Here is a 25,886-nt window from a genome sequence, read left to right on the forward strand (position 1 = left end):
GCCCCCGGCACCCCGCCCGGTGCCACCACGGGCAGCGGCACGGGCGCCAGCCACAAGGAATCGACCACCAACTACGAAGTCGACAAGACGGTGCGCTACGAGCAGCGCGGCATGGGCGGCCTGCGCCGCCTGACGGTGGCGGTGGTGGTCAACTACCGCCGTCTCATCGACAAGAACGGCAAGGTCACCATCAAGCCGTTCACGGCCGAGGAAATGGCCAAGATCAACGACCTGGTCAAGCAGGCCATGGGCTACAATCAGGACCGCGGCGACGCCGTCAGCGTGGCCAATTCGCCGTTCGACGGCGTCGACCGGCCGTCCGAGGCGGTGCTGGACTGGTGGCGCGACCCGGCCAACCTGCCGATGGCCAAGGAACTGGCCAAGTTCCTCATCACGGCCCTGATCCTGCTTTACATCTTCCTGCGCATCGTGCGGCCGATGATGCGCCCCGTGTTCAAGAAGATCGACGAAATCAACGCGCCCGAGCCGGAACCGGAACCGGAGCCGGAGACGGAGGAAGAACACCACGACGAAGCCCTCATTGCGGAGGAAGAATTGCGACAGATGGAAGAAAACACGGCCCGTTCCTACCGCGACAACCTGGCCATGGCCAAGAAACTGGCGGCCGACGATCCCCGCATCGTGGCCAATATCATCAAAGCTTGGGTAGGCGCCAATGACTGAAAATACCGGACTGCAGAAAGCGGCCATCCTGATGCTGGCCATGGGCGAGACGGAAGCGGCCGAAGTGATGAAATTCCTCGGCCCGCGCGAAGTGCTCAAGCTGGGCGCGGCCATGGCCACCATGAAGAACGTGCCGCACGACCAGGTGGTCGACACGCTCGACGACTTCCGCGACCAGGTGGCGGCCGCCTCCACCGTGGGCCTCGATTCGGACGAATACATCCGCCAGGTGCTGACCAAGGCGCTGGGCGACGACAAGGCGTCCGTGCTGCTGTCGCGCATCCTGGGCGGCAAGGACGCCTCCGGCATCGAAAGCCTGAAGTGGATGGATTCCAATTCCGTGGCCGAGCTGATCCGCAACGAACACCCGCAGATCATCGCCACCATCCTGGTCCACCTGGAACGGGACCAGGCGTGCGAAATCCTGGGCAACTTCACCGACCGCCTGCGCAACGACGTGGTGCTGCGCATCGCCACCCTGGACGGGGTGCAGCCGGCCGCCTTGCGCGAACTGAACGACGTGCTCACCAAGCTGCTGTCGGGCAATGAAAATATCAAGAAATCGTCGCTGGGCGGGGTGCGCGCGGCGGCCGAGATCCTCAACTTCATGAGCGGCGAGCAGGAAGGTTCGGTGATGGACAACATCAAGAACTACGACAACGACATGGCGCAAAAGATCATGGACGAGATGTTCGTGTTCGACAACCTGATCGACATCGACGACCGCGGCATCCAGCTATTGCTGCGCGAAGTGCAGTCGGAAATGCTGATCATCGCCCTCAAGGGCGCCTCGCAGGAACTGCGCGACAAGATCTTCAAGAACATGTCGGCCCGGGCCGGCGAGATGATGCGCGAAGACCTGGAATCGAAGGGCCCCGTGCGCCTGTCCGAAGTGGAAACCCAGCAGAAGCAGATCCTGCAGATCGTGCGGCGCCTGGCCGACGAAGGCCAGATCGTGCTCGGCGGCAAAGGTGAGGATTCCTTCGTCTGATGGCCACCATACCGAAAGAACAGCAGACCGCGTTCCAGCGCTGGGAGATGACCTCGTTCGGCGACGACCGTCCCAGCACGCAGGCCGCGCGCGACGCCGAGCAGCATGCGCTGGAAGCGCGGCGCGCGCAGGAACTGCTCGAGCAGCGCCTGCTGGACATCCACCAGGAACAGCAACAGCAGCTGGCCGAGCTCGGCCCGCCCCTGCCGCCGCCGCCCGAGTTCCCTACCGAAGAGGAAGTGGCCGCCATCCGCGAGCAAGCCCGGCTGGAAGGCTACGAGCAAGGCCACGCGGCCGGCCACGCCGACGCGCTGGCGCTGGGCAAGATCGCCTCGGCCGAGGAACTGGAACATTTGCGGGCCTTGACGGCCTCGTTCGGCACGGCCGTGCAACAGGCCGACCAGCTGATCGCCAACGACGTGCTGGAACTGGCCCTGCAGCTGGCCAAGGGCATGCTCAAGACGGCGCTGCACGTGAAGCCGGAACTGGTGCTGCCCATCGTGCGCGAAGCGATCGAATACCTGCCCGTGCTGCAGCAGCCGGCCCTGCTGGTGCTGCACCCGGACGATGCGTCCGTGGTGCGCGAAGGCATAGGCGAGGAGCTCGACAAGGGCGGCTGGCGCGTGATCGAGGATGCCAGCGTGGGCCGCGGCGGCTGCAAGGTCGACACGGCCAGCAACCAGATCGACGCCCAGGCCGCCTCGCGCTGGCAGCGCCTGACCCATGCGCTGGGCAAGGACGTGGACTGGCTGGCCTGACATGGATACCCCCGTCAATAATCCCCACGCCGCCCGCTGGCAAGCCTACCTGCACGACTGCGGCGCACTGGCCGGCTTCGTGGAACCGATGCAAGTGTCGGGCCGGGTCACCCGCGTGGCCGGCCTCGTGATGGAAGCGGTCGGCCTGCGCCTGGCCGTGGGCGCCGCCTGCACCGTGCCCCTGCCCAGCGGCGGCAAGGTGGAGGCCGAAGTGGTCGGCTTCGAAGGCGATCGGCTGTTCCTGATGCCGCAAAGCGACGTGGAAGGCATCGTGCCGGGCACCCGCGTGTTCCCGGTCGAGCCGGCCATCCCCCGTCCCGGCAGCGTGGCCCATCCGCGCCGCCGCCCCAGCGACCGGGCCCGCCACCTGCCCGTGGGGCCGGAACTGCTGGGCCGGGTGCTGGACGGCGCCGGCCGCCCGCTCGACCAGCTCGGCCCCCTGCACGCCCACAACAGCGCCCCCATCAACGTGCGTCCCGCCAATCCGCTGGGGCGCGCCCCCATCGTCGAAACGCTGGACGTGGGCGTGCGCGCCATCAACGCCATGCTGACCGTGGGCCGGGGCCAGCGCATGGGCCTGTTCGCCGGTTCCGGCGTGGGCAAGTCGGTGCTGCTGGGCATGATGGCGCGCTATACGGAGGCCGACGTGATCGTGGTCGGCCTGATCGGCGAACGGGGCCGCGAGGTCAAGGAATTCATCGAGCAGATCCTGGGCGAGGAAGGCCTGGCCCGCTCCGTCGTCGTGGCGGCCCCGGCCGACACGCCGCCCCTGATGCGGCTGCAGGGCGCCGCCTATGCCACGGCCATTGCCGAACACTTCCGCGACCAGGGCCAGAATGTGCTCTTGATCATGGATTCGCTGACCCGCTACGCCATGGCCCAGCGCGAGATCGCGCTGGCCATCGGCGAGCCGCCCGCCACCAAGGGCTATCCGCCGTCCGTGTTCGCCAAGCTGCCGATCCTGGTGGAGCGGGCCGGCAACGGCGAAATGGGAGGCGGCTCCATCACCGCCTTCTACACCGTGCTGACGGAAGGCGACGACCAGCAAGACCCCATCGCCGACTCGGCGCGCGCCATCCTGGACGGCCACATCGTGCTCAACCGGCGCCTGGCCGAGGCCGGCCACTACCCGGCCATCGACATCGAACAGTCGATCAGCCGCGCCATGCACTCGATCACGACGCACGAGCACCAGATCCAGGCCCGCAACCTCAAGCAACTGTTCTCGCGCTACGAGCGCAGCCGCGACCTGATCAGCGTGGGCGCCTACGCGCCGGGCAGCGACCCGGTGCTGGACCAGGCCATCGGCCTGCACGACAAGATCGAACACTTCCTCCAGCAACAGATCACGGAACGGGTCAGCATGAGCGAGAGCTTGGGCCAACTTACCGCTCTATTCGACTGATTGCCTGTCAGAATCGACGCCTATAATGCTTCATCATGGCATCCCAATCTCAACTGAATACGCTCATTGAGCTGGCGCAACGGGAAACCGACGACGCCGCCAAACGGCTGGGCGCGGCCCTGAAAGCGGTGGCCGAGGCCGAACAGAAACACCAGATGCTGGTGGGCTACCGGGACGAATACGTGAAACGCTTCGAGGCGGCGCAAGCGGCCGGCATCACGCCCATGGCTTACCGCAATTTCCAGGCCTTCATGGGCAAGCTCGACAACGCCATCACGGGCCAGCAGGAAGTGATACGGCACGCCGAGCAGCGCAGCGCGCAGGAAAGGCAGGCCTGGCAGGCCAGCGAACGCAAGCGCATGTCCTACGCCACGCTCAACGAGCGGGCGGCGGCGGCCGCGCTCAAGCTCGAAGCCAAGCGCGACCAGAAGCAGATGGACGAACACGCGGCACGACAGGCTTATTACAAGCGCTGAGTTCGACTCGGCGGCAACCCACCATACAACGGCGCGACCATGCAAACTCCCCTTCTTCCCCTGCCCACCATCGGCGCCAACGCGGCGGCCGCGCCCAAGGTGAGCCTGAACGCTGGCGGCCAGGACCACCAGTTCCAGCGCGCCCTGTCGCGTGAAATGGCGCAACGCCAGTCGACCATGGCCGACAGCAAGCCGGCGGCCCGGGCGCCCGAGCGCCGGCCAGCCGGTCCCAGCGCGCCGCGCCAGGCCGCGCCCGCCAAACAGGCCCAACCGGCAAGCCCGCATGACGCCGACACGCCGGTGCAACCGGGCGCCAGGTCGGCCCCCGCCGTCACCAGCGGCACGCCGGCTGCGGGCAAGGAACAGGACAGCGCCCCGGACGACAGCCAAAGCGACGCCCAGGCCGCCATGGATGGCCCGGTAGCCGACATGCTGGCCCTGGTGGCCGCCTTCAACCCGCCGCCAGCCACAGCAGGCGCTGTGGCTGGCGGCGCGGGCGCCCAGGCCGGCTTGCCGGCCGACCAGGCGGCAGCACTGGCAAGCGAAGCGGGCGGCGCCCTGCCCGACGGCGCCGCCGCGACGGCAGCAACCGACCCGGCCCTGGCACTAGCCCAGGCAGCAGCCGACCAGGCCGGCACATCCGCTACCTTCCAGGCCACCTTGGCCCAGGCCACCGGTCACGCCGATGCCAAGGCGGACGCCAGGCTGGCCGCTGCCGGCACGACTGACGGGACCGTGGCGGCCGACGCCGACCTCAACGCCGGCAGCGGTCTGGCCGGCCCGGACGACGGCAATGCCGCCCTGGGCCAGCTCGGCGCCACCGACGGCGCCGGCCAGCACAAAGCCAAGGTGGCGGCCGACGTGGCTACCTTGCCGGCGGGCGGCGAACGGACCGCCCCGGACAATGCCATCCCCATCATCAAGGCACAGCCGGCCGAGGCGAGCGCCGTGCTCAAAGCGGCCATGACGGCCGAGCCGGCCGCTGCGACCGCCCCCATCGCCCCCGCCGCCGTGGCCGGGCTGGAGATCGCCAAGGCCGCCGCCTCGGTGCCGGCCGACAAGCTGGCGGCCCGGGTAGGCACGCCGGGCTGGGACCAGCAACTGGGACAGAAGATCGTATTCATGGCCGCCGGGGGCGAGCAGAGCGCCACCATGGAACTGAACCCGCCGGATCTGGGGCCGATGCAAGTGGTACTGAGCGTATCGAACGACCACGCCACCGTCGCCTTCACGTCGGCCCAGCCGGAAGTGCGGCAGGCGCTGGAAGCGGCCGTGCCCAAGTTGCGTGAAATGATGAGCGATGCCGGCATCCAGCTGGGCAACGCCACCGTCTCGGCCGGCACAGGCAACCAGGACAATGGTTACAACCAGCAAGCAGGGTCCGCCCAGTCGGGCGGCGGTGGCGGCAGTGGCGGCGGCCAGGGCGGTCCGCGCTACGGCCGCGACAGCGTCGAGCCGGCGCCGCGCAGCGCCGCCCCCCTACGCCGCCTGCCAGCCGGCGCCGTCGACACCTTTGCCTGACGGCGGGCCGCGTCATCGGACGCGCCGCCCGCCCAGCGCCATCGCGCACGCAACACCAGGGTGAAATGGCGACGAAAATGGGGAGGGAAATGGCAGAAATGGGGACGTACCCCTTTTTTCTACCCCTTTTTCCCGGAAATGGGGACGTACCCCATTTTGCCGATACCGCAGCACCGGGACGCCGCGTGGCGTCCCGGTTTTATCTGGCGCACAACATTGCCACGCAGGGGACGGGGCGGCGCCCGTTTTGTTGTCTGTTTCATCAAAGAAACGTCGAGCAGGGCCTGCTTCTGCCCTCTTTTCCACATATGCTGCTGCGCAGTCTTTCCCGATAATGACATAATGACGGCATGAACCACTACCGCACGATGCAAGGATCATTTTGAAAGCGAATCCCAAATTGAAGGCCGACACCAAAGCTGACGCAGCACCGGCAGGCGGTGGCGGCAAGAAGAAGCTGATCATCATCATCGTGGCGGCGGTGCTGGCGCTGGGCGCCATCGGCGGCGGCGCGGCCTGGTTCTTCCTGCACGGTAAAGCGGATGAGGAAGCACCGGCCAAGAGCAAGCACAAGCAGGTCAAGGCCGGCCCGCCCGTGTTCGTGCCGATCGAACCGTTCACCGTCAACCTGCAACCGGAAAACGGCGCCGACCAATATCTGCAACTGGCCTTCACGCTGCAAGTGTCGGGGCTGGAAGAGGTGGAACTGATCAAGAACAATATGCCCAAGGTGCGCAGCCGTTTATTGTTGCTGTTGTCGGGCAAGCACGCGTCGGAAATCAACACCCCGGAAGGCAAGAAGCAACTGAGCGCCGAGATCATCGCCCAGGTCAAGGAACCGTTTGAAGAGCACGGCTCACCGCAAGACGTGACCGACGTTTTATTCACTTCGTTTATCATTCAGTAATACCGTCATGGCCGATAATTTTCTCTCCCAGGAAGAAGTCGATGCCCTGTTAAAGGGCGTCAATGGCGATCAGGACGACGCGCAGGCGCCGGAAGAAGTCGCGGGAGTCAGAACCTACAACCTGGCAACCCAGGAGCGCATCGTGCGCGGCCGGATGCCTACGCTGGAGATCATCAACGAGCGCTTCGCGCGCCTGTTGCGCGTCGGCCTGTTCAATTTCCTGCGCCGCAGCGCCGAAGTGTCGGTGGGCTCGGTGCGGGTCTCCAAGTACAGCGAGTTCATCCGCAACCTGGTGGTGCCCACCAACCTCAACCTGGTCCACATGAAGCCGCTGCGCGGCACGGCCCTGATGGTGTTCGACCCGGGCCTGGTGTTCCTGCTGGTGGACAACCTGTTCGGCGGCGACGGCCGCTTCCACACCCGGGTCGAGGGCCGCGACTTTACCCAGACCGAGCAGCGCATCATCCTGCGCATCCTCGACATCGTGTTCGAGGCCTATACCAAGTCGTGGGAACCGGTCTATCCGGTCGAGTTCGAATACATCCGCTCGGAAATGAATACCCAGTTCGCCAACATCGCCACCCCCAACGAGGTGGTGGTGGCGTCCACCTTCACGGTGGAGCTGGGCTCGGTGTCGGGCCAGATCCACTTCTGCATGCCGTACTCGATGATCGAGCCGATCCGCGACGCCCTCACCTCCAGCCTGCAGGGCGAGGCGCTGGAAGTGGATAAGCGCTGGATCCGCCTGATGACGCAGCAGATCCAGATCGCGGAAGTGGAACTGGTGGCCTCGCTGGGCACGGCCCGTGTGTCGTTCGACGAAATCCTCAACATGAAGGTGGGCGACATCATCCCCCTGAACATTCCGGAAATGATCTCGGCCACGGTGGACGGCGTACCGGTGATGGATTGCAGTTACGGCGTATTGAACGGACAATACGCGCTCAAGGTCGAGAAATTGCTGGCCAATGCCGATAACATCAAGTAAGCGGTCCAGCAACCATAGCTACACAGGAGAGTAACATGTCGGATAATCAAGACGATCAAAGCTTAGATGACGATTGGGGTGCCGCGATCGCCGAGCAGGCCAAGGCGGAAGCGGAGGCGCTGCAGAACCAGGCCGCCAGCGCCGCCGTGTTCAAGGACTTTTCCAAGCAGCCCAGCAAGACGGAAACCCACAACGACATCGACTTCATCCTCGATATCCCGGTCCAGCTGACGGTGGAACTGGGCCGCACCAAGATCGCCATCAAGAACCTGCTGCAACTGGCCCAGGGTTCGGTGGTGGAACTGGACGGCCTGGCCGGCGAACCGATGGACGTGCTCGTCAACGGCTGCCTGATCGCCCAGGGCGAGGTAGTGGTGGTGAACGACAAGTTCGGTATCCGCCTGACCGACATCATCACGCCATCCGAACGCATCCGAAAACTCAATAAATGAAGCCTGTCTTTATCGTCGGCCTGCTGCTGGCGGCGCTGGCCGCCGTGCCGGCGCAGGCCCAGCGCAGCGTATCGGGCACCATCGCCGCCGCACCGGCGGGCGCCGCGCCGGCTACCGCGACACCTGCCACCGCCCCACCCGCAGCCGCCATCGCCACAACCGCCTTGCCGGCCACGTCCCCCGCGGCAGGCGCAGCCGTCCCCGCCGCCGGGCCGGCCGGCACCGCGGCCGCGGCCGCCCCGGCGGCCCAGGCCGCCGCGCCGGCCGTTAGCGCCCCGGCCGCCGCGCCCGTCCGCCCGCCTCCCGGGCCGGCCATGACGCTGCCGGCGCCGGCGCCGTCGGCCACCGGCGGCCTGCTGCAAAGCATCTTCGCACTCGGTTTCGTGCTGGCCCTGCTGGTGGGCGCAGCCTGGCTGCTCAAGCGCTTCGGTCCCAAGTCCGTCACGGGCGGGGCCCATGTGCGCCTGGTGGGCGCGCTCAGCGTGGGCGCGCGCGAGCGCATCCTGGTGGTGGAAGTGGGCGAACAGTGGATCGTGGTGGGCGCCTCGCCCGGCCGCATGAACGCGCTGGCCACCATGGCGCGCCAGCCCCACGACCCGGCGGACGACGCCGTCGCCGCCCCGGCCCTGCCCGGCGCCCAGTTCGCCGAATGGCTCAAACACACGATAGATAAACGTAATGGTAAATAAGCAAGGCGGCCTGACGCCGGGCGCAGCATGCAAGTGGCTGCTCACTCTGGCCGCGTTGGCCCTGCCGCTGTGGGCGGCGGCCGAACCGGGTATCCCGGCCTTCATCAGCAGTCCGGCACCGGGCGGCGGCACCAGTTACACGCTGCCGATCCAGACCATGCTGCTGATGACGGCGCTGTCCTTCATCCCGGCCGCGCTGTTGATGATGACCAGCTTCACCCGCATCATCATCGTGCTGTCGCTGCTGCGCCAGGCGCTGGGCACGCAGTCGGCCCCGCCCAACCAGGTGATGGTGGGCCTGGCCCTGTTCCTGACCCTGTTCGTGATGGGCCCCGTGTTCGACAAGATCTACACGGAAGCCTACCAGCCTTTGCAGGACAACAAGATCACCATGGGCCAGGCGATGGACAAGGGCGTGGCCCCGCTCAAGGAATTCATGATGAAGCAGACGCGCCAGGCCGACCTGGCCCTGTTCGTCAAGCTGTCGCGCACCCCGGCCCTGCAGGGCCCGGAAGACGTGCCGCTGCGGGTGCTGATCCCGGCCTTCGTCACCAGTGAACTGAAGACGGCGTTCCAGATCGGCTTTGCCATCTTCATCCCCTTCCTCATCATCGACATGGTGGTGGCGTCCGTGCTGATGTCGATGGGCATGATGATGATGTCGCCGGCCGTCATTTCGCTGCCGTTCAAGCTGATGCTGTTCGTGCTGGTGGACGGCTGGCAGTTGCTGCTGGGCTCGCTGTCCCAGAGCTTTTACTAAGGAGCGGCCATGACCCCGGAAAGCGTCATGACGATGGGCCGCCACGCGATGGAGGTGACGCTGATGATCGCCGCCCCGCTGCTGCTGGTGGCCCTGATCATCGGCCTGGTGGTGAGCATCTTCCAGGCCGCCACCCAGATCAACGAAGCGACCCTGTCCTTCATCCCCAAGCTGGTCGGCATCTTTGTCGCGCTGGTGGTGGCCGGACCGTGGATGCTGGCCGTGATGCTCGACTACATGCGCGAAGTGTTCAGCGGCATTCCCGGCCTGGTGGGCTGAGGCGGCCATGCCAGCCATGCAACACACGGGCGCCGGCGCATGATCACGCTGACCACGGCCGAACTCAATCTGTGGATCGCGTCCCTGCTGTGGCCGCTCACCCGCATCCTGGGCCTGATCGCGGCCGCCCCCCTGTTCGGCAACTCGGCCGTGCCGGTCAACGTCAAGGTGGGGCTGGGCGTGCTGCTGGCCCTGATCGTGGCGCCGGCCGTGCCGGCCCTGCCGGCCACCGACCCGCTGTCGCTGGCCGGGCTGCTGATCCTGGCCCAGGAGCTGCTGGTGGGACTGGCGATGGGCTTTTCCATCCGCATCGTGTTCGCGGCCGTGGAAATGGCGGGCGAGATCGGCAGCCTGACCATGGGCCTGGGCTTCGCCACCTTTTTCGACCCCAACACCCAGGGCCGCTCGTCGGCCATCAGCCAGTTCCTGGCGCTGGTGGCCACCATGGGCTTCCTGGCCGCCAACGCCCACCTGGTGTTGCTGTCGGCCCTGGTGGAAAGTTTCAGCAGCCTGCCCGTGTCGGCCCGGCCCCTGTACGGCGGCGGTTTCAAGCAGCTGGCGGACTGGGGCAGCATCATCTTCAGCACGGGGGTGCAATTGTCGCTGCCCATCGTGGCCGCCCTGCTCATCACCAACGTGGCGCTGGGCATCCTGACCCGCGCCGCGCCGCAGCTGAACCTGTTCGGTATCGGTTTCCCCGTCACCCTGGGCGTGGGCTTGCTGGTGATCGCCATGTCGCTGCCCTACCTGGCCACGCCCATGCAGAACCTGTTCCTGGAAGGGATAGAGCGGGCCCGGCTCATGCCGCGCACGTGGTCGCAACGCGTCGAGTCCGTGCGGCCACCGCCCAGGGCGCCGACGGTGCAGCGGCCCTAGGACTGCGGACGGGGCATCGGCCCCGCCGCCATCAGCCGATGTAGTTGAACAGCGACAGACCGGACAGCGTCTTGAACGACTTCTGGGCCGCATCCAGGTTGATCTGCTGCTGGGTGAACGCGGAGATGGCCTTGACCGTGTCCACGTCCTGCAGGTTCGACAGCGTGGTGGCGTATTGCAGGTTCAAGTCATCGCCCGAGCTGTCCAGGTAATCGAGTTCCTTCAGGCGCGAGCCGACGGCGGCCCGCACCGACAGCACATTGTCGAGCGAGTTGTCGATGCTGGCATTGACCTGGTTGAGCTTGTTGGTCAGGCTGGCCTGGCCGGCCGCGCCATCGCCAGGCGCCCGCAGCGCGCCGATCAGGTCAGTCAGCGTGGTGAACATCGATTGCTTGGTCGAAGGCTGGACCGTGAACTGGTCCTGGTCGGCCGGCGCGCCCTTGATGTCGAATTGCATGCCGTCGAAGGTGATGTTCTGCCCGCTGACATAGGGGATGGGCGTGGCCGGCACGGGCGCCGGCGGCACCGGCTGGCCCAGCGTGACGTCGGTGACGGTGTAGGTGGTCACGCTGGGCACGCCGGGCGTGGCCGGCGTGACGGCGAAATCGAGCTGGTACTGGTGGCCCGTCAGCAGGGTCGGGTCCTGCACGGAGCCGGGCGCGATGATGCCGCTGCCGCCGCGGGCATAGTTGCCGGCGGCGGCCCCCGTCAGGAAGGTGCCGTTGCCGTTGATGTTGTTCTCGAACACGGACGAGCCCGAGTCGCTGATGGGCAGCTTGCGGGTCGAGCCCACCTGCAGCTCGCGCTGGCCCTGGTCGCCCTGGTAGGCGGCGCCGGTGGCCGTCTGGGTAAAGGGCAAGGTGGTCGACTTGTAGCCGGAAAACAGGTAGCCGCCGGCACCGTCGGCCGTGTTGGCGATCCCCAGCAAATCCTGCATGCGCCCTTCCAGCTCCACGGCCAGCGATTCGCGGTCCTTCTGCGTCATCGAGCCGTTGCCGGCGTTCACCGTCAGGGTCTTGACGTCCTGCAGCAAGCTGGTGGTGCTGGCCAGCGCCACCTCTTCCTGCCCCAGCGCGCTCTTGGCGTTCTGGCGGTTGGTCACCAGCTGGGTGTTGATGTTCTGCGACTGCGTCACTTCCAGCGCGCGGGCGGTGGCGATCGGGTCGTCGGCCGCCGTCAGGTTCTTGCGGCCCGTGGACAGCTGCTGCTGGGTACGCGCCAACGCCGTCTGCAGGGTGCCGATCTGGTTGACCCCGATGTCGTAAATGCTCTTGGAACTGATGCGCATACTCATAATGCTATCCCGTCAAAAAAATCTCAGCCGCCCAGGTTCATCAGCACGTCGAACAGCTGGCCGGCAATCTGCATCACCTTGCCGGAGGCTTGGTAAGCTTGCTGGTAACGCAACAGGTTGGCCGCTTCCTCGTCCAGGTTGACACCGGACACGCTTTGCTGCGCCGTCGTGGCCTGTTGCACGGCCGCGTCACTGGCCAGGCCACTGATCTGGGCTTCGCGCGTCTTGTTGCCGACGAAGTTGACCATCTGCGCGTAACTGGTCTGGAACGTGGCATTACCGCCGTCCAGCACGTTCTTGGTCTGCAGTCCGGCCAGCAACTGGCCGTTGCGGTTGTCGCCCACGCCGGCCGTGTTGGGCCCGACGGTGAAGACGTCGGTATCGGCCGGCTGGCCGCTGATGGCGAAACTGGCGCCGCCAAAACTGATCGTGGCCCCATCCGTGTAAGGGATGGTGGGCGTGCCGGCCGGATACAGGGTGGCCACGCCGTTGACCGTCACCGTCACGTCCTGCGCCGGCGGGAAGCCCGACAGCGAATTACTGGCTTTGTCGTAGGCCAGCGTGACCGGTGCCACCAGCGCATTGCCCGGCGTCAGGTAGTTGATGTCCACCGTGCCAGCCGTGATTTTGGCGTTGCCGGCGTTGGTGGTGGGCGCGCTGGTGCTGATGGGCGCGGCCAGCGCCACCTTGGTGCGGTCGCTCAACACCAGTTTGAAGTTGGCCGCCGCGTTGCGGGTGGGCTGGACCAGGAAATCGTCGCCGCCCTGGGGCGCGCCGGTGATGGTGTAGTCGACCCCGTCCACGGTTTGCGGCACCACTTGCGGGAAGGGCACGATCTGGGTCTTGACGCCATCGCTCTGGCGCGTCACCCAGAAATCGGTGCCATCATAGTCCACGCTGTAATCGCTGGCCGTCAGCTTGCTGGCATCGGTCACGACGGCCGTCACGCTGGCCGTGCTGATGGTGGAATTGTTACGGTTGGCCGTCACGGTAGCGTTGGCCGGCGCAAAGAAATCGCCGCCCAGTGCGCCGTTCTGATCCTGGCCCAGGTGGTGCTGCTGGTTGAAGGTGGTGGCCAGGCCGGCCGCCACCAGGCCCAGCTCATTCTGCGCACGGTCCAGCGCGCCGCTGCGCACTTCGATCAGGCCACCGAGCTGGCCGCCCGTCAGCACATCTTCCGGCAACGGACTGATGGTGCTCGTGCCCTGGCCCTGGTAACCCACCGTCACGCGGTTGGGGTCGGTGGGCGAGACGCCGGTGGCCAGGCCGAACGCATGGTTACCCACCACCAGCGGCTGCCCGGTGCCGAACGATACGGTGACCATATGGTTGTCGCCGGGAATGACGGACACCTTGACCAGTTTGTTCAATTCCGACAGCAGCTGGTCGCGATGGTCGAGCAAGTCGTTGGGGGCCTTGGAGGGGTCGAGGCTGAGGCCGGCGATGCTGTCGTTCAGGGCGGCGATCTGGCCCGCATAGGTGTTGATCTGGGTGACGGTGGACGTGATCTGGCTGTTGACGCCGTCGGCCACTTCCGACAGCCGTGCGCTCAAGCCCTGGAAGCGCGAGGCGAGCGAGTCGGCGCTCGACAGCATGGCCTGGCGCGACGCGGCCGAGGCCGGGTTGGAGCTGGCGTCGTGCACACCGTTGAAAAAGTCCTGCAGGGCCGGCGACAGGCCGGCCGTCGGATCGGCCAGCAGGTTGTCGACCTGGCTGATCTGGGCATAATAGCTGTCGAGCGAAGCCTTGGTCGTTTCCGCCCCGCGCAGCTGCTTGTTCAGGAAGTCGTCGTAATAGCGCTTGACCTGGCTCACTTCCGTGCCCGTCCCCACGAAGCCGAAGCCCATGTCCTGGGTGCCGGTGTCGCCCTGGATCGCGACTTGGCGGCTGTAGCCGGCCACGCCCGCGTTGGTAATATTGTTGCCGGTGGTCGCCAACCCCACCTGGGCCGCCAATAAACCGCTTTTTCCGATACTGAGTAGTGACATGATGTGTGTTGACGCTCTGTGTGGTTAATTAACGGCGGCGCCGGCCCAAACTTGAACCGGATGCCCTGCCACCCCGTCAGCCGACCAGGGAATGCTTGATGATGTTGGTCAGCTTGCGCGCGTAGTGGGGGTCGGTGGCGTAGCCGGCCCGCTGCAGGCCCTGGGCGAAACTGCTGGCGTCGCCGGCGCTGGCCAGCACTTTTTCGTAGCGGGGGTTGCTGGCCAGCAGCTTGGCGTAATCCTTGAAGCTGTCGGCATAGCTGTCGTAGGCGCGGAAGCGCTCCACCTTGGTCTGGGCCTTGCCGTTCACATATTCCGTCGTGACGGCCTCGGCCACCTTGCCCTTCCAGTCGGCGCCGGCCTTGATGCCGAACAGGTTGTGGCTGTTGCTGCCGTCGCGGCCCTTGATCTCGCGCTTGCCCCAGCCGCTCTCGAGGGCCGCCTGGCCCAGCATGAACTTGGCCGGGATGCCGGTGGCGCGGCTGGCCTCTTCCGCATGGGCGCCCAGCTTGGCCTGGAAGTTGCGCACATGGGACGGCGCGCCGCCCTTGGCCGCCTCCGCGCCGGCCGCCGCGATGGCCCGCTGCAGCAGGGCCGGATCGAAGCGGCTGGTGGCTGGTGCGGCCGGCGTGGCCGCGCCGGCGCCGGCGCCCTCGTTGCCGATGGCCAGCGCCTGGGCGTTGGCGGCCTGCTGCGACAACTGGCGGATCAGCACGTCGGCCAGGCCGATGCCCTTCTTGGCGATACTCTGGCTGGTCTGCTGGTCCAGCATGGTGGTAAACATCTTGCTCTGCTGGCTGTCGAGCATGCCATCCTGGGGCGTGGCGTCGCGCATGCTCTTCATCATCATGTTGACGAACATGGCTTCGAACTGGGTCGCGGCGCTTTTCAGCGCCTCGGGTGAACCGGCCTTGGCCGACTGGCGCAGGGCGCCCATGCCCTGCACATCGAGTGCAAGCTTGCCGGACAGGTCGTTCTGGCTGTTCATGGGCGCATCCTTAAATGATTTCCAGCTCGGCCCGCAGGGCGCCGGCCGCCTTCATCGCTTGCAGGATGGCCAGCAAGTCCTGCGGCGTGGCGCCGATGGCGTTGAGGGCCTTGACCACCTCGGCCAGCGAGGCGCCGCCCTTGACCAGCATGACCTTGCCGCTATCTTTCTTGATGTCGACCTGGGTATTTTGGGTCACGGTGGTGCGCCCGCCCGACAGCGCGTTGGGCTGGCTCACCTGCGGTTCGGCCGTGACGGCGATCGACAGGTTGCCATGCGAAATGGCGCAGGTATCGAGCGTGACGGCCTGGTTCATCACCACCGACCCGGTGCGGGCATTCATGATGACCTTGGCCGGCTGGGCCGCCGGATAGACTTGCATGTCCTGCAGGGTGCCGATGAAGCTGACCCGCTGGTCGCTGCTGCTGGGCGACTGGACCCGGATCACGCGCCCGTCCAGCGCATAGGCGATGCCGGGGCCGTACTTGTCGTTGATGGCTTCGACGATGCGGCTGGCGGTGGAAAAGTCGGTCGTGTTCAGTTCCAGCTTGATGAAGTTGTTCTCGCCCAAGGCCGAGGCCACGGCCCGCTCCACGGTGGCGCCGCCGGAAATCTTGCCCACGCTCAGGTGGTTGACCTGCAGCGAATTGCCGCCGGCGGCCACGCCCACCCCGCCCACCAGCACGTTACCCTGGGCCATGCCGTAGACCTGGCCGTCGGCGCCCTTGAGCGGCGTCATCAGCAAAGTGCCGCCGCGCAGGCTCTTGGCGTTGCCCATGGACGAGACGGTGATGTCGAGCGTCTGGCCCGGCTGGGCGAACGGCGGCAGCGAGGCCGTCACCATCACGGCCGCCACATTCTTCAGTTGCAAGGTGGAGGCGGCCGGCAAGTTCACGCCCAGCTGCTGCAGCATGGACACCACGCTTTGCACCGTGAACGGGGTCTGGGTGGTCTGGTCGCCGCTGCCGTCCAGGCCCACGACCAGGCCGTAGCCGATCAGCTGGTTCTGGCGCACGCCGGCGATGCTGACCAAGTCTTTCAGGCGCTCGGCGCCGGCCGGCGGCGCGGCCAGCAGGGCGGCGCACAAGCCCAGCACGGTGGCGCAACGGCCGATAAGGGAAGTGGTTTTCATGGTCAGAATGGCAGCAGGCTCTGGAAGAAGCGGGACGCCATGGACGTCATTTCGGCCCGGTCGATCTGGCTGTTGGTGCGGTACTCGACGCGGGCGTCGGCCACGGCGGTGGAGGCGACCGTGTTGCCGGTGGCAATGTTGTCGGGATTGACCATGCCGGAGAAGCGGATGAATTCCGTGCCCTTGTTCATGGCGATCTGCTTTTCGCCGGCCACGATCAGGTTGCCGTTGGCCAGCACTTCGACCACCGTCACGCCCATGGTGCCGGTGAAGGTGTTGCTGGCCGACTGGTTGTCGCCGTCCGCGTACTTGCTGGCGCTGTTGGCGGCCACGGTGGCGCCGAAAGTGCCTTGCAGCGGATGGGGAATGCTGGCGCTGACGCTGCCGGACTTGTTGCCCGAGCTGGCGCCGGCCTTGACGGCGGCCGTCTTTTCCGTGATGACCAGGGTCAGCACGTCGCCCACGTGGCGCGCGCGCCGGTCCTCGAAGATGGGCCGGAAGGCGGCCGGCTGGTAGATGGCGCCGTTGTTGGCCAGCGGCTGCTCGGCCGCCAGCGGACGCGAGGTCAGCGGCGTCTGCACGATGGTAGTGGGAATGGCCGTGCAGCCGCCCAGGGCGGTGGCGGCCAGGGCCAGGGCCAGGGCAGGTTTCAGGGTCAGGACAGGTTTCATGTTGCGCTCCCGCTAGGCTTACATCTGCGTCAGTTTTTGCAGCATCTGGTCGGAGGTCGTGATGGCCTTGCTGTTGATCTCGTAGGCCCGCTGGGTCTGGATCATGTTGACCATCTCCTCCACCACGCTCACGTTCGACGTTTCCACGTAGCCTTGCATGATGGTGCCGGTGCCGTTGGTGCCCGGCGTGTTGCTTTGCGGGTTGCCGGAGGCGCCCGTTTCCACGTACAGGTTCTCGCCCTTGGACTCCAGCCCCGTGGGGTTGATGAAGGTCGACAGCTGGATCGAGCCGATCTGGGACGGCGCCGTCTGCCCCGGCAAGGTGACGGAGACGGTACCGTCGCGGCCGACCGTGATGCTGGTGGCGTTGATGGGGATGGTGATGGCCGGCTGCAGCACGAAGCCGCTGGAAGTGACCATCTGGCCGTTGTTGTCGCGCTGGAAGGAGCCGTCACGGGTGTAGGCCGTCGTGCCGTCGGGCAGCAGCACGTTGAAGAAGCCGTTGCCGTTGACCATCAGGTCCTTGTCGTTGCCCGTCGATTGCGGATTGCCCTGGGTGAAGATGCGCTCCACGGCCACGGGCCGCACGCCGGTACCGATCTGCATACCGGACGGCAAATTGGTCTGCTGGGACGATTGCGCGCCCGGCTGGCGCACGTTTTGGTACAGCAAGTCCTCGAACACGGCGCGCGACTTCTTGAAGCCGTTGGTGCTGACGTTGGCCAGATTGTTGGACACCACGTCCATCTGCGTCTGCTGCGCTTCCATGCCAGTCTTGGCAATCCAAAGGGAACGTATCATGTTGCTTCTCCAGTCGCGGGGAGCGCGGCGGCCGGAACGACCGCTGCTTATCCTATGCCACCATTATGGAGCAGCAGCACTCAACTCAAAGCGAGGATCTGGGTGGCTTTTGCGGCGTTATTCTCGGCGTTCTTCAGCAAGCTCATTTGCATCTCGAACTGGCGCGCCAGGCTGATCATATTGACCATGGAATCGACGGCGTTGACGTTGCTGCCTTCGAGCGCCCCGTCCACCAGGCGCACGGACGGATCGTTGTCGGCCGTCACCCCGCTGCTCAGGCGGAACAGGCCGTCGTCGCCCCGCACCAGGGCCTTGGCGTCGGGATTGACCAGCTTGATGCGGCCCAGCACGTTGGCCGGCCCCGGCTTGAAGTCGGTGGAAATGGTGCTCACCGTGCCGTCGCTGGCGATGGACACGCTGGTGTCGGGCGGAATGGCGATCGGGCCGCCGTCGCCCTGCAGGGTCTGCCCGCCCGACGTTTGCAGCAAGCCATTGTCGCTGATCTTCAGGCTGCCGTTGCGGGTGTAGGCTTCCGAACCGTCGGCCGACTGCACGGCGATCCAGCCTTCGCCGCGCAGGGCCACGTCCAGGTTGCGGCCGGTGGTCTGGATGGGACCGGCGCGCATGTCGCTGCCGGTGGTGGTGTCGACCACGAAGGTACGGGTGGGCAAGCCTTCCGACATCACGGGCACGGCCCGGAACGCGTCGAGCTGGGCCCGGAAGCCGGTGGTGGTGGCGTTGGCCAGGTTGTTCGACACGGTGGACTGCTGGTCCAGCACGTGGCGCGCGCCGGTCATGGCGGTATAGACGAGACGATCCATGGCGTGTTGTAACTCCGGTAAGGGGGCGGGCCCGGCCGCGCGGCCAGGGCCGCCCCGTCAGGCTAGGATTAACGCAGGTTGACCAGGGTCTGCAGCACCGAATCCTCGGTCTTGATGGTCTGGGCGTTGGCCTGGTAGACGCGCTGGGCCGTGATCATGTTGACCAGCTCGGCCGTCAGGTCCACGTTCGACGTTTCCACCGACTGTGAACGCAGCGAGCCCATCTTGCCCTCGCCCGGCACCCCGATCTGGGGCGTGCCGGAAGTGGAGCTTTCGGCCCAGGCGTTGTTGCCCAGCGGGGTCAGGCCGTCCACGCTGGCGAAGTTGGCCAGCACCACCTGGGCCAGCGGACGCGACTTGCCGTTGCTGTACTGGCCCAGGATGATGCCGTCGGCGCCGGCCGCGAAGCGCTCCAGGTGGCCCGACGAATAACCGTCCTGGGTCGACTGGCGCTCGCTGGTGGTGCCCGTGTACTGGGTCGAGCCCGTGAAGTCGGTGGCGATGTTGAGCGTGAGCTTGGCGCCATTGTCGGGGAAGATGGGCAGCTGGACGTTGAACGGCAGCGACTGGGGCGGGGTCAGCAGGGCCATGGCGGCCGTGCTCAGCTCGCCGCTGGTGTTGAACACCAGGGTGCCGACCTTGACGGCCGGCAGGGTCAGGCCAGCCACCAGGGCCGCGTCGATCTTGTCCGGGTTGTTGCCGGCGATGCCGCCCACGTCCGTCGGCGCCGTGAACAGGGCCGTCAGCTGGGCCTGCATGGCTGCGCTGGCGCCGTCGGCGGTCGCTTCGGCCAGCAGCACGGGGCCGGCCACGGCCGAATAGGCTTGCTGGGCAGCCAGGATGGTGGGGCCGTCCGGCGCCGGCGAGGAATTGATCACGGCCTGGTAGGCGGCACGGGCGGCCTGCACGGTGGGGTCGGTGACCAGGATCTGGGACGCCTTCTTGGCCTCGGCCGCCACGCCGTCGTTGGACACATACACGTCCCAGGTGCCGCCGCCTGTCTTGACATAATAAGTGCCCATGGTATGGGAACCGCCCAGGCTGTCGTACACGTCGAGCACGGTCTGCTTGTTGTAGCTGGTGGGATCGAGCGCGTTGAACGGCACGGTGGCCGGCGACTGCGTGTTCGACGACAGATTGATCAGGAAGTTGGCCTTGGTGGTCTCGACCGGTTTCAGGTCGGACGAATCGATCACGATGGGCACCGGCGAGCCTTGCAGGATCACCCCATCCGTATTGGTCAGGAAACCGGTCAGCTGGGCGCCCTGGGCGTTGATGATGCCGCCATTCTTGTCGAGCTGGAACTGGCCGTTGCGCGAATACTGGGTGGCGCCATTGACGACGGTGCGGAAGAAGCCGCCGCCGTTGATGGAAATGTCGAGCGGGTTGGCGCTCGTTTCGATGTTGCCCTGGTTGAACTGCTGGGCGATGCGCGCCACCGACACGCCGATACCGGCATTGTTGCCGCTCACGCCGTTGAGCGAATTGGCATACAGGTCGGCAAACTGGGCCTGCGACCCCTTGAAGCCCACGGTACTGGCATTGGCGATGTTGTTGCCGATGATGTCGAGCGATTTAGCCGCGCCGTTCAGGCCACTGAGTCCTTGCTGGAACATGGTATTCCCCTATGAGATAAGGTGCTGCAAACTGGTTCAGACAAATTGGGTAAGGCTTACAGCACTTGCTTGATGTCAGCCATGGATAACTGGCCGATGGAAGGCACGTTGAGCTTGACGCCGGCGGCCCCGGTCGACACGCTGGCCACGGTGCCGAAGGTCAGCGCGGTGGCATCGGTCAGCGCCTTGCCGCCCGCGGTGGCCGTGACGGCGATGGCGTACTGGCCGTCGGCGGCCGTGGTGCCATCGTCGAGCTTGCCGTCCCACACCAGCGGCAGCGTGCCCGCGTCGACCGCATTCATGGTGATGCTGTGCACCACCTTGCCGCTGGCGTTCTGGATGTCGACTTTCACGCTGTCGGCACCGCTGGCCAGGTCCACCCCGAAGATGGCCTTGCCGCTGGTGAGCGCCAGGCTCTTGCCGGGGGCCAGCACGCCGTGATTGATCAGGCTGGTGGCGGCCATCGATTCGGAGGCCTGGTAGCTGCTCTTGAGCGATTCCACGGTCGAATTCAGCTTGTTGATGCCCGTCACCGTCGACAGCTGGGCCAGCTGGCTGGTGACCTGGGCGTTGTCGAGCGGATTGAGCGGGTCCTGGTTCTTGAGCTGGGTCACCAGCAGGGTCATGAACTTGTCCTGGTCGGCCTGCACGCCGCTGGCGGCGGTGGCCGCCTTGGCGTTGACGGCATTGAGCAGGGCCGTGGACGGCGCGGTGGAATTTTGTACGGTGGACATGGTAGCCTCGGTTTAAGTGCGGGCCGCTTACTGGCCGATGGTCAGGGTTTTCAGCAACAGGGTCTTGGCCGCGTTCATGGTTTCCACATTGGTCTGGTAGGAACGCGAGGCCGACAGCATGTTGACCATTTCATCGACCACATTGACGTTGGGCATGGTCACATAGCCCTTCTCGTCGGCCAGCGGATTCTTGGGGTCGTACTTGAGTTTCATGGGCGACGGGTCTTCCACCACCTGGCGCACCCGCACCCCGGTGGAGGCGCCGCCGTCGGTGGCCGGGGTGGCTTCGAACACCACCTGCTTGGCGCGGTAAGCTTCGCCGCTGGCGCTGGTGGCGCTGTCGGCGTTGGCCAGGTTGCTGGCCACCACGTTCAGGCGCTGGGCCTGGGCGCTCATGGCCGAACCGGAAACATTGAAAATACTGAACAGCGACGACATGATTAGTTACCTCCCTGGATGGCCGCCATCATTTCCTTGACCTGGGCGTTGATCATCGTGATGCCGGCCTCGTAGCGCAGCGCGTTGTCGGCGAACTGGTTGCGTTCCACATCCATGTCCACCGTGTTGCCGTCCACGGCGCCCTGCACCACGCCCCGGTACAGCAGCGGCGTGCCGTCCGGCAGCGCCGTGCCATCCTTGGCCGGGGCCGGATAATGCCGGGTCGCCGTGGTGCGCAGCGGTTGGCTGGCACTGCTGGCCAGGGCGCTTTGCAGCGCGCTGGAAAAATCGATGTCACGGGCCTTGTAGTTAGGGGTATCGCCGTTGGCGATGTTGGACGCGAGCACGGTCTGGCGCTGCGAGCGCAGGCTCAGCGCGGCTTCGTGAAAGCGCAGGTAATCGTCGAGTTTCCCTAACATGACAGGCTCCGTAGCGTGCGTCCGGCCATGATGGGCTGGACGAACTGGTGATGACAGGAGCCATGATACGGCCGCTTGCAGCACGGCAATCGAACGATAAGGCCATGCTTTTGCGCCCTATTCCGGGCTTGCCGGCGGGCCGGCCGGACTATCATGGCACCATTCCCCGGACACCTAGACCATGAAACCACTGTTGCTCACCACCTTGCTGCTGGCCCTGTCGGCCGGCGCGGCCGCCCAACCGGGCACCGGGCGCCAGGACGCCGCCGCCCTGCGGCAAAGCGTGGAACAATTCCTGCAAACGCAGACGGCCGGCCTGCCGGGCCAGGCCAGGGTCACCGTGGGCGCCATCGATGCCCGCATGGCCCTGCCCGCCTGCCCGGCGCCGCAAGCCTTCCTCATGCCGGGCAGCCGGGCCTGGGGCAAGACGACGGTGGGGGTACGCTGCGGCGCGCCCGTGTGGACGATCTATGTGCAAGCGAATGTGAGCGTGGTGGCCGACTACATCGCCAGCGCCGTGCCGCTGGCCCAGGGCCAGACCATCGAGGCGGGCCAGCTGGTGGCCGTACAGGGCGACCTGACGGCCATGCCGCCGGGCATCGCCACCGACATGGCCCAGGTGGTGGGCCGTTACGCCAACGTGTCGCTGCCGTCCGGCACGCCGCTGCGGCTCGATACGCTCAAGAGCCGGCCTGTGGTGCAGCAGGGCCAGCTGGTGCGGCTGGTCTCGAGCGGCAACGGTTTTTCCGTGTCGGCCGAGGGGCGTGCCGTCAGCACGGCCGGCGACGGCCAGGTGGTGCAGGTAAGAACTGCCGGTGGGCAACAAATTAGCGGGATCGCCAAGGCGGGCGGTCTGGTGGAAGTCGCGTTCTGAGGAAAGTTGAGTTCTTTGCGGTAAGGCACGCTAAAGTTTATTCAAGGGCCGCCGTTATAGACTCATACCCCGGAGTCCGAGACTCCGATCAGACGAGGATGATGCTGTGAAAATCAACGATACACTCAAGAGCACCCCCGGCTTGCCGGTGTCGCCCGCAGGCACGTCCAACGCCCGTGGCGCCGATAAGACGGCAGCGACCCCGGCCGCGACGGACAATGTACGCCTGTCGCCGCAGGGCCAGGCAATGGCGGCCAGTGCGGCCGGCGGCGGCAGCGCCGTGTTCGACACCAAGAAAGTCGAACGCATCAAGCTGGCCATTGCCGACGGCCAGTTCCAGGTCAATTCGGAAAAAGTGGCGGACGGACTGCTGGACACGGTCAAGGATCTGCTGCACTCAAGAAAACGTTAGGACTTACCATGCCAGCCGTAAACCCGATGACCATCCTGCGCGAAGAACAGCGCCTCATGACTTCCCTGCTGGCAGTGTTGAAGCAGGAGCAGCAGCATCTGGTGGCCGCCAATATCGACGGCTTGACGGCATTGACGCCGGAAAAATCGGCCCTGGTCAGCCAGATGGCCACGCTGGCCAGCCAGCGTCACGGCGCACTGGGTGCGGCCGGCTACGCGCCCCAGGAAGCGGGCATGGCGGACTGGGTAGCCGCCTGCGACGACAGCGCCGCCGCCCCCCTGTGGCAGACCCTGCTGGAACAGACGCGGGAAGCGAAGGAACTGAACCGCATCAACGGCATGCTGATCAACAAGCACATGGGCCACACCCAGGGTGCGCTGCAAGCGCTGCGTCCGCTGGCCGCCGCCAGCAGCAGCTTCTACGGCCCCAGCGGCCACGCCACCACCTCCACCACCAGCCGCGGCTTCTTCGCCGGCTGACAATCAGGCAAGACAGGCCGGGCCCCAGTGGGGCGCCCGGAACGGCTGACGCCATTTGGCGCCAGCGCGCCATTGCTGCGCCTGTGCTGAAAATTTATTTCATCCACACGCCCGAAATGAACAAAAATTTCAGGTGCGGCGGCATGCCCGCGTGCGCGTAGCGCAACACCACGATAACGTGAGCGGCGCCGCCTATTGCGGCTTGATGGCCGGCGTGGGCAATTCCGTCACCGTATCGGGCAGGCCGGACAGGATGGTGACAGCCACCCGCCGGTTGCGGGCCCGCCCCTCGGCCGAGGCGTTGGACGACACGGGCACGTTGGCCGCATGGCCGACGGCCGTCAGGCGGGCCGGCGCCACGCCGGCGTCAATGAACAGGCGCACCACGCTGGCCGCCCGCACGGACGACAGTTCCCAGTTGGACGGGAACAGGGCGTTGCGGATGGGCTGGTTGTCCGTGTGCCCCTCCACCTGGACGTCGTGGCCGTCGTCCTTGAGCAGCACGGCCACGGCCCGCAGCGCCTCCGTCGATTCGCTCGTCAGCCGGGCCTCGCCCGGGTCGAACAGCACGCTGGCATTGATCTCCACGCTGACCCCGCGGCTGTTCTGCGTCACCCGCACCTTGCCTTCCTTGACCAGCGGCGCCAGCGTGGACAGCAGGTCCTGGGCCAGCTTGGTCATGTGTTCCTTCTCCTTGCGCAGCAATTCCGTGCGGCGGCGCAGGCCGGGATTGGGGATGGGCAGGTTCTGCACCTGGGTCGTGACGGGCTGGGCCGCGCCGGCCCCGCCGAAGGCGTCGCCCAACGCGTCCGAGAACACCTTGTATTTACCGATGTTGACGGACGAGACGGCGTACATGACGACGAAGAAAGCGAACAGCAAGGTGATGAAATCGGCATACGAGATCAGCCAGCGCTCGGGGTTCTCCACTTCCTCGTCGAACTTCCTGCGCGCACGCCGGTATTGCATGTCACTGCTCCCGCAGCAGCGTGGCCACGCGCTCGTCGATCACGCGCGTGTGGTCGCCCGTGGCGATGTCGTGGAACACGGCGGCCGCGATTTCCTGCTGGTGCACGGCCTGGGTGACGATGGCCTTGAGCTTGTTGGCCACCGGGTACAGGAACAGGTTGGCCAGCCCCACGCCGTAGATGGTGGAGACGAAGGCGACGGCGATGCCGGAACCGAGCTTGCTGGGGTCGGTCAGGTTTTCCATCACGTGGATCAGGCCCAGCACGGCGCCCAGGATGCCGATGGTGGGCGAATAGCCGGCCGCCGATTCCCAGATCCGCACCGCTTGCCGCTGTTCCGTCTCGTAGGCCGTGATTTCCGTGTCGAGGATGTGGCGCAGCTTGTCGGGCGCGATGCCGTCCACGATCAGGCGCAGGCCCTTGGCATTGAACTTGTCCTTGGAGGCGAGCATGTAGCGCTCCAGCGCCAGCAGGCCGTCGCGCCGGGCCGCCAGGTTCCAGGCGTTGATTTCGCGTGCCAGCGCCAGGCGGTTGTCGGGCGGCGGCGCGAACACCAGGCGCAGCATGCGCAGCCCGCGCCAGAAGGTGGGCGGGCGGGTCTGCAGCAGCACGGCGCCGAAGGTGCCGACGATGACGATGGCGAAGGCGGCCGGCTGCACCAGCGAGCCCAGTTGCCCGCCCTCCAGGCCCTGGCCGACGACGATGCCGGCCAGCGCCAGCAACACCCCCGCTACGCTGGCCCAGTCCAAGACCGCTCCCGTAAGGTTGCCCGCAGCCGCGCCACGGCCTGCGTGTGCAGCTGCGACACGCGCGATTCCGACACGCCCATCACGGCGCCGATTTCTTTCAAGTTCAGTTCCTCTTCGTAGTACAGGCCCATCAGGATTTTCTCCCGTGGCGGCAAGGCGTCGATGGCGTCGATCACGGCCTGGCGGAAGTCGCCGTCCAGCAGCGCGCGCAGCGGATCGCTCTCCTCGTCCGAGCAATAGCGGTCCAGGAAGCTGTCGTTGCCGTCGTCGTCATGGAAGTCCTCGTAGTAGACCAGCTGGTGGCCGCCGCCGTCGGACAGCATTTCCTGGTAGTCGGCCAGCGACATCTTGAGCATCTTGGCCACTTCCGACTCCGTGGGCGGGTGGCCCAGGCGCTGCTGCAGCGTGCTCATGGCCGTCTCGATCTTGCGCATGTTCTGGCGCATGGAACGGGGCAGCCAGTCGCTGCTGCGCAACTCGTCGAGCATGGCGCCGCGGATGCGCAGCACGGCATAGGTTTCGAACTGGGCGCCATGGGTTTCCTCATATCGGCTGATAGCATCGAGCAAGCCTATCATCCCGGCCTGGACCAGATCGTCCACCTCCACGCTCGGTGGCAGCTTGGCCTTCATGTGGTGGGCGAGGCGCTTGACCAACGGCATATGCTCCGTCAGCAAGCTGTCTCTGCTCGGTTTCCCTTTGACCGTGTACATAAA

Annotated in this window: 30 protein-coding genes; 16 read left to right on the forward strand and 14 right to left on the reverse strand. The window is 66.2% G+C overall.

Going from position 1 to position 25,886, the window contains the following annotated elements; genetic code table 11:
- The 13 genes from AC3WOS_RS25060 to fliR form a co-directional block, all read left to right on the forward strand.
- On the forward strand, positions 1-684 hold a 684-nt coding region (locus AC3WOS_RS25060), incomplete at its 5' end, for a flagellar M-ring protein FliF C-terminal domain-containing protein (RefSeq protein ID WP_492719597.1).
- A complete protein-coding gene (fliG, locus tag AC3WOS_RS25065; protein WP_492719598.1) occupies positions 677-1,675 on the forward strand; it encodes a flagellar motor switch protein FliG in 999 nt (332 codons plus the stop codon). The genes AC3WOS_RS25060 and fliG, both read left to right, overlap by 8 nt.
- Positions 1,675-2,433 (forward strand): flagellar assembly protein FliH, encoded by a 759-nt coding sequence (locus AC3WOS_RS25070; RefSeq protein ID WP_492719600.1) that lies wholly within the window; start codon positions 1,675-1,677, stop codon positions 2,431-2,433. The genes fliG and AC3WOS_RS25070 overlap by 1 nt, the downstream gene beginning before the upstream one ends.
- 1 nt (position 2,434) lies before the next feature.
- Complete coding sequence (fliI, locus tag AC3WOS_RS25075; RefSeq protein ID WP_492719601.1) at positions 2,435-3,838, forward strand: flagellar protein export ATPase FliI; 1,404 nt, start codon at positions 2,435-2,437, stop codon at positions 3,836-3,838.
- Between the two features lie 35 nt (positions 3,839-3,873).
- Positions 3,874-4,314 carry a flagellar export protein FliJ gene (gene fliJ, locus AC3WOS_RS25080; protein WP_492719602.1) on the forward strand — a complete coding sequence of 147 codons (441 nt, stop codon included), beginning with the start codon at positions 3,874-3,876 and terminating at the stop codon, positions 4,312-4,314.
- Between the two features lie 39 nt (positions 4,315-4,353).
- Complete coding sequence (locus AC3WOS_RS25085; RefSeq protein ID WP_492719604.1) at positions 4,354-5,835, forward strand: flagellar hook-length control protein FliK; 1,482 nt, start codon at positions 4,354-4,356, stop codon at positions 5,833-5,835.
- A gap of 400 nt (positions 5,836-6,235) precedes the next feature.
- On the forward strand, positions 6,236-6,742 hold the full coding sequence (gene fliL / locus AC3WOS_RS25090; RefSeq protein ID WP_492719653.1) for a flagellar basal body-associated protein FliL: 507 nt from the start codon (positions 6,236-6,238) through the stop codon (positions 6,740-6,742).
- Positions 6,743-6,749: 7 nt separating this feature from the next.
- The gene (gene fliM, locus AC3WOS_RS25095) at positions 6,750-7,730 is read left to right on the forward strand and encodes a flagellar motor switch protein FliM (protein ID WP_492719606.1); all 981 of its coding nucleotides are present in this window, start codon (positions 6,750-6,752) and stop codon (positions 7,728-7,730) included.
- 35 nt (positions 7,731-7,765) lie between these two features.
- Entirely contained in the window at positions 7,766-8,182 is a 417-nt protein-coding gene (fliN, locus tag AC3WOS_RS25100) for a flagellar motor switch protein FliN (protein ID WP_326459306.1), read from the forward strand.
- Positions 8,179-8,871, forward strand: a complete 693-nt coding sequence (fliO, locus tag AC3WOS_RS25105; RefSeq protein WP_492719608.1) for a flagellar biosynthetic protein FliO — start codon at positions 8,179-8,181, stop codon at positions 8,869-8,871. Before fliN ends, fliO begins: the two co-directional genes overlap by 4 nt.
- Entirely contained in the window at positions 8,861-9,631 is a 771-nt protein-coding gene (gene fliP, locus AC3WOS_RS25110) for a flagellar type III secretion system pore protein FliP (RefSeq protein ID WP_492719609.1), read from the forward strand. Before fliO ends, fliP begins: the two co-directional genes overlap by 11 nt.
- A 9-nt stretch (positions 9,632-9,640) precedes the next feature.
- Positions 9,641-9,910, forward strand: coding sequence for a flagellar biosynthesis protein FliQ (fliQ, locus tag AC3WOS_RS25115; RefSeq protein ID WP_492719611.1), 270 nt, complete (start codon positions 9,641-9,643; stop codon positions 9,908-9,910).
- A gap of 39 nt (positions 9,911-9,949) precedes the next feature.
- The gene (gene fliR, locus AC3WOS_RS25120) at positions 9,950-10,786 is read left to right on the forward strand and encodes a flagellar biosynthetic protein FliR (RefSeq protein WP_492719612.1); all 837 of its coding nucleotides are present in this window, start codon (positions 9,950-9,952) and stop codon (positions 10,784-10,786) included.
- 31 nt (positions 10,787-10,817) lie between these two features.
- Here the strand turns inward: fliR and flgL are convergent, their stop codons facing one another.
- The 11 genes from flgL to flgB form a co-directional block, all read right to left on the reverse strand.
- A complete protein-coding gene (gene flgL / locus AC3WOS_RS25125) occupies positions 10,818-12,080 on the reverse strand; it encodes a flagellar hook-associated protein FlgL (RefSeq protein ID WP_492719614.1) in 1,263 nt (420 codons plus the stop codon).
- Between the two features lie 23 nt (positions 12,081-12,103).
- Positions 12,104-14,068 carry a flagellar hook-associated protein FlgK gene (gene flgK / locus AC3WOS_RS25130; RefSeq protein WP_492719616.1) on the reverse strand — a complete coding sequence of 655 codons (1,965 nt, stop codon included), beginning with the start codon at positions 14,066-14,068 and terminating at the stop codon, positions 12,104-12,106.
- A 76-nt stretch (positions 14,069-14,144) separates the two neighbouring features.
- Positions 14,145-15,056: a flagellar assembly peptidoglycan hydrolase FlgJ gene (gene flgJ / locus AC3WOS_RS25135; RefSeq protein ID WP_492719618.1), complete on the reverse strand. Its 912-nt coding sequence runs from the start codon at positions 15,054-15,056 to the stop codon at positions 14,145-14,147.
- A 10-nt stretch (positions 15,057-15,066) separates the two neighbouring features.
- On the reverse strand, positions 15,067-16,188 hold the full coding sequence (locus tag AC3WOS_RS25140; RefSeq protein WP_492719620.1) for a flagellar basal body P-ring protein FlgI: 1,122 nt from the start codon (positions 16,186-16,188) through the stop codon (positions 15,067-15,069).
- Positions 16,189-16,190: 2 nt separating this feature from the next.
- Positions 16,191-16,859: a flagellar basal body L-ring protein FlgH gene (locus AC3WOS_RS25145; protein WP_492719622.1), complete on the reverse strand. Its 669-nt coding sequence runs from the start codon at positions 16,857-16,859 to the stop codon at positions 16,191-16,193.
- A gap of 18 nt (positions 16,860-16,877) precedes the next feature.
- The gene (flgG, locus tag AC3WOS_RS25150) at positions 16,878-17,660 is read right to left on the reverse strand and encodes a flagellar basal-body rod protein FlgG (protein ID WP_492719624.1); all 783 of its coding nucleotides are present in this window, start codon (positions 17,658-17,660) and stop codon (positions 16,878-16,880) included.
- 80 nt (positions 17,661-17,740) lie between these two features.
- Positions 17,741-18,481, reverse strand: a complete 741-nt coding sequence (gene flgF / locus AC3WOS_RS25155) for a flagellar basal-body rod protein FlgF (protein WP_492719626.1) — start codon at positions 18,479-18,481, stop codon at positions 17,741-17,743.
- A gap of 68 nt (positions 18,482-18,549) precedes the next feature.
- The gene (locus AC3WOS_RS25160) at positions 18,550-20,097 is read right to left on the reverse strand and encodes a flagellar hook protein FlgE (protein WP_492719628.1); all 1,548 of its coding nucleotides are present in this window, start codon (positions 20,095-20,097) and stop codon (positions 18,550-18,552) included.
- Between the two features lie 56 nt (positions 20,098-20,153).
- A complete protein-coding gene (locus AC3WOS_RS25165; protein ID WP_492719629.1) occupies positions 20,154-20,831 on the reverse strand; it encodes a flagellar hook assembly protein FlgD in 678 nt (225 codons plus the stop codon).
- A gap of 27 nt (positions 20,832-20,858) precedes the next feature.
- The gene (gene flgC / locus AC3WOS_RS25170; RefSeq protein WP_182216506.1) at positions 20,859-21,269 is read right to left on the reverse strand and encodes a flagellar basal body rod protein FlgC; all 411 of its coding nucleotides are present in this window, start codon (positions 21,267-21,269) and stop codon (positions 20,859-20,861) included.
- A 2-nt stretch (positions 21,270-21,271) separates the two neighbouring features.
- On the reverse strand, positions 21,272-21,688 hold the full coding sequence (gene flgB / locus AC3WOS_RS25175; RefSeq protein WP_492719631.1) for a flagellar basal body rod protein FlgB: 417 nt from the start codon (positions 21,686-21,688) through the stop codon (positions 21,272-21,274).
- A gap of 181 nt (positions 21,689-21,869) precedes the next feature.
- Between flgB and flgA the strand changes: the two genes are divergently transcribed.
- From flgA to AC3WOS_RS25190, 3 genes are all read left to right on the forward strand, one after another.
- Positions 21,870-22,562 (forward strand): flagellar basal body P-ring formation chaperone FlgA, encoded by a 693-nt coding sequence (gene flgA / locus AC3WOS_RS25180; protein ID WP_492719633.1) that lies wholly within the window; start codon positions 21,870-21,872, stop codon positions 22,560-22,562.
- A 106-nt stretch (positions 22,563-22,668) separates the two neighbouring features.
- Positions 22,669-22,974: a flagellar biosynthesis anti-sigma factor FlgM gene (gene flgM / locus AC3WOS_RS25185; protein ID WP_492719634.1), complete on the forward strand. Its 306-nt coding sequence runs from the start codon at positions 22,669-22,671 to the stop codon at positions 22,972-22,974.
- An 8-nt stretch (positions 22,975-22,982) separates the two neighbouring features.
- Positions 22,983-23,453: a flagella synthesis protein FlgN gene (locus AC3WOS_RS25190; RefSeq protein ID WP_492719635.1), complete on the forward strand. Its 471-nt coding sequence runs from the start codon at positions 22,983-22,985 to the stop codon at positions 23,451-23,453.
- 192 nt (positions 23,454-23,645) lie between these two features.
- Here the strand turns inward: AC3WOS_RS25190 and motD are convergent, their stop codons facing one another.
- The 3 genes from motD to AC3WOS_RS25205 are packed head-to-tail and all read right to left on the reverse strand — an operon-like array spanning position 23,646 to position 25,883.
- Complete coding sequence (gene motD / locus AC3WOS_RS25195; RefSeq protein WP_492719637.1) at positions 23,646-24,422, reverse strand: flagellar motor protein MotD; 777 nt, start codon at positions 24,420-24,422, stop codon at positions 23,646-23,648.
- Position 24,423: 1 nt separating this feature from the next.
- A complete protein-coding gene (locus AC3WOS_RS25200; RefSeq protein ID WP_492719638.1) occupies positions 24,424-25,170 on the reverse strand; it encodes a flagellar motor protein in 747 nt (248 codons plus the stop codon).
- Complete coding sequence (locus AC3WOS_RS25205; protein ID WP_492719639.1) at positions 25,152-25,883, reverse strand: RNA polymerase sigma factor FliA; 732 nt, start codon at positions 25,881-25,883, stop codon at positions 25,152-25,154. The genes AC3WOS_RS25200 and AC3WOS_RS25205 overlap by 19 nt, the downstream gene beginning before the upstream one ends.
- Positions 25,884-25,886 lie beyond the last annotated feature (3 nt).

It is taken from the genome of Rugamonas sp. FW305-51 (genome assembly GCF_058786935.1).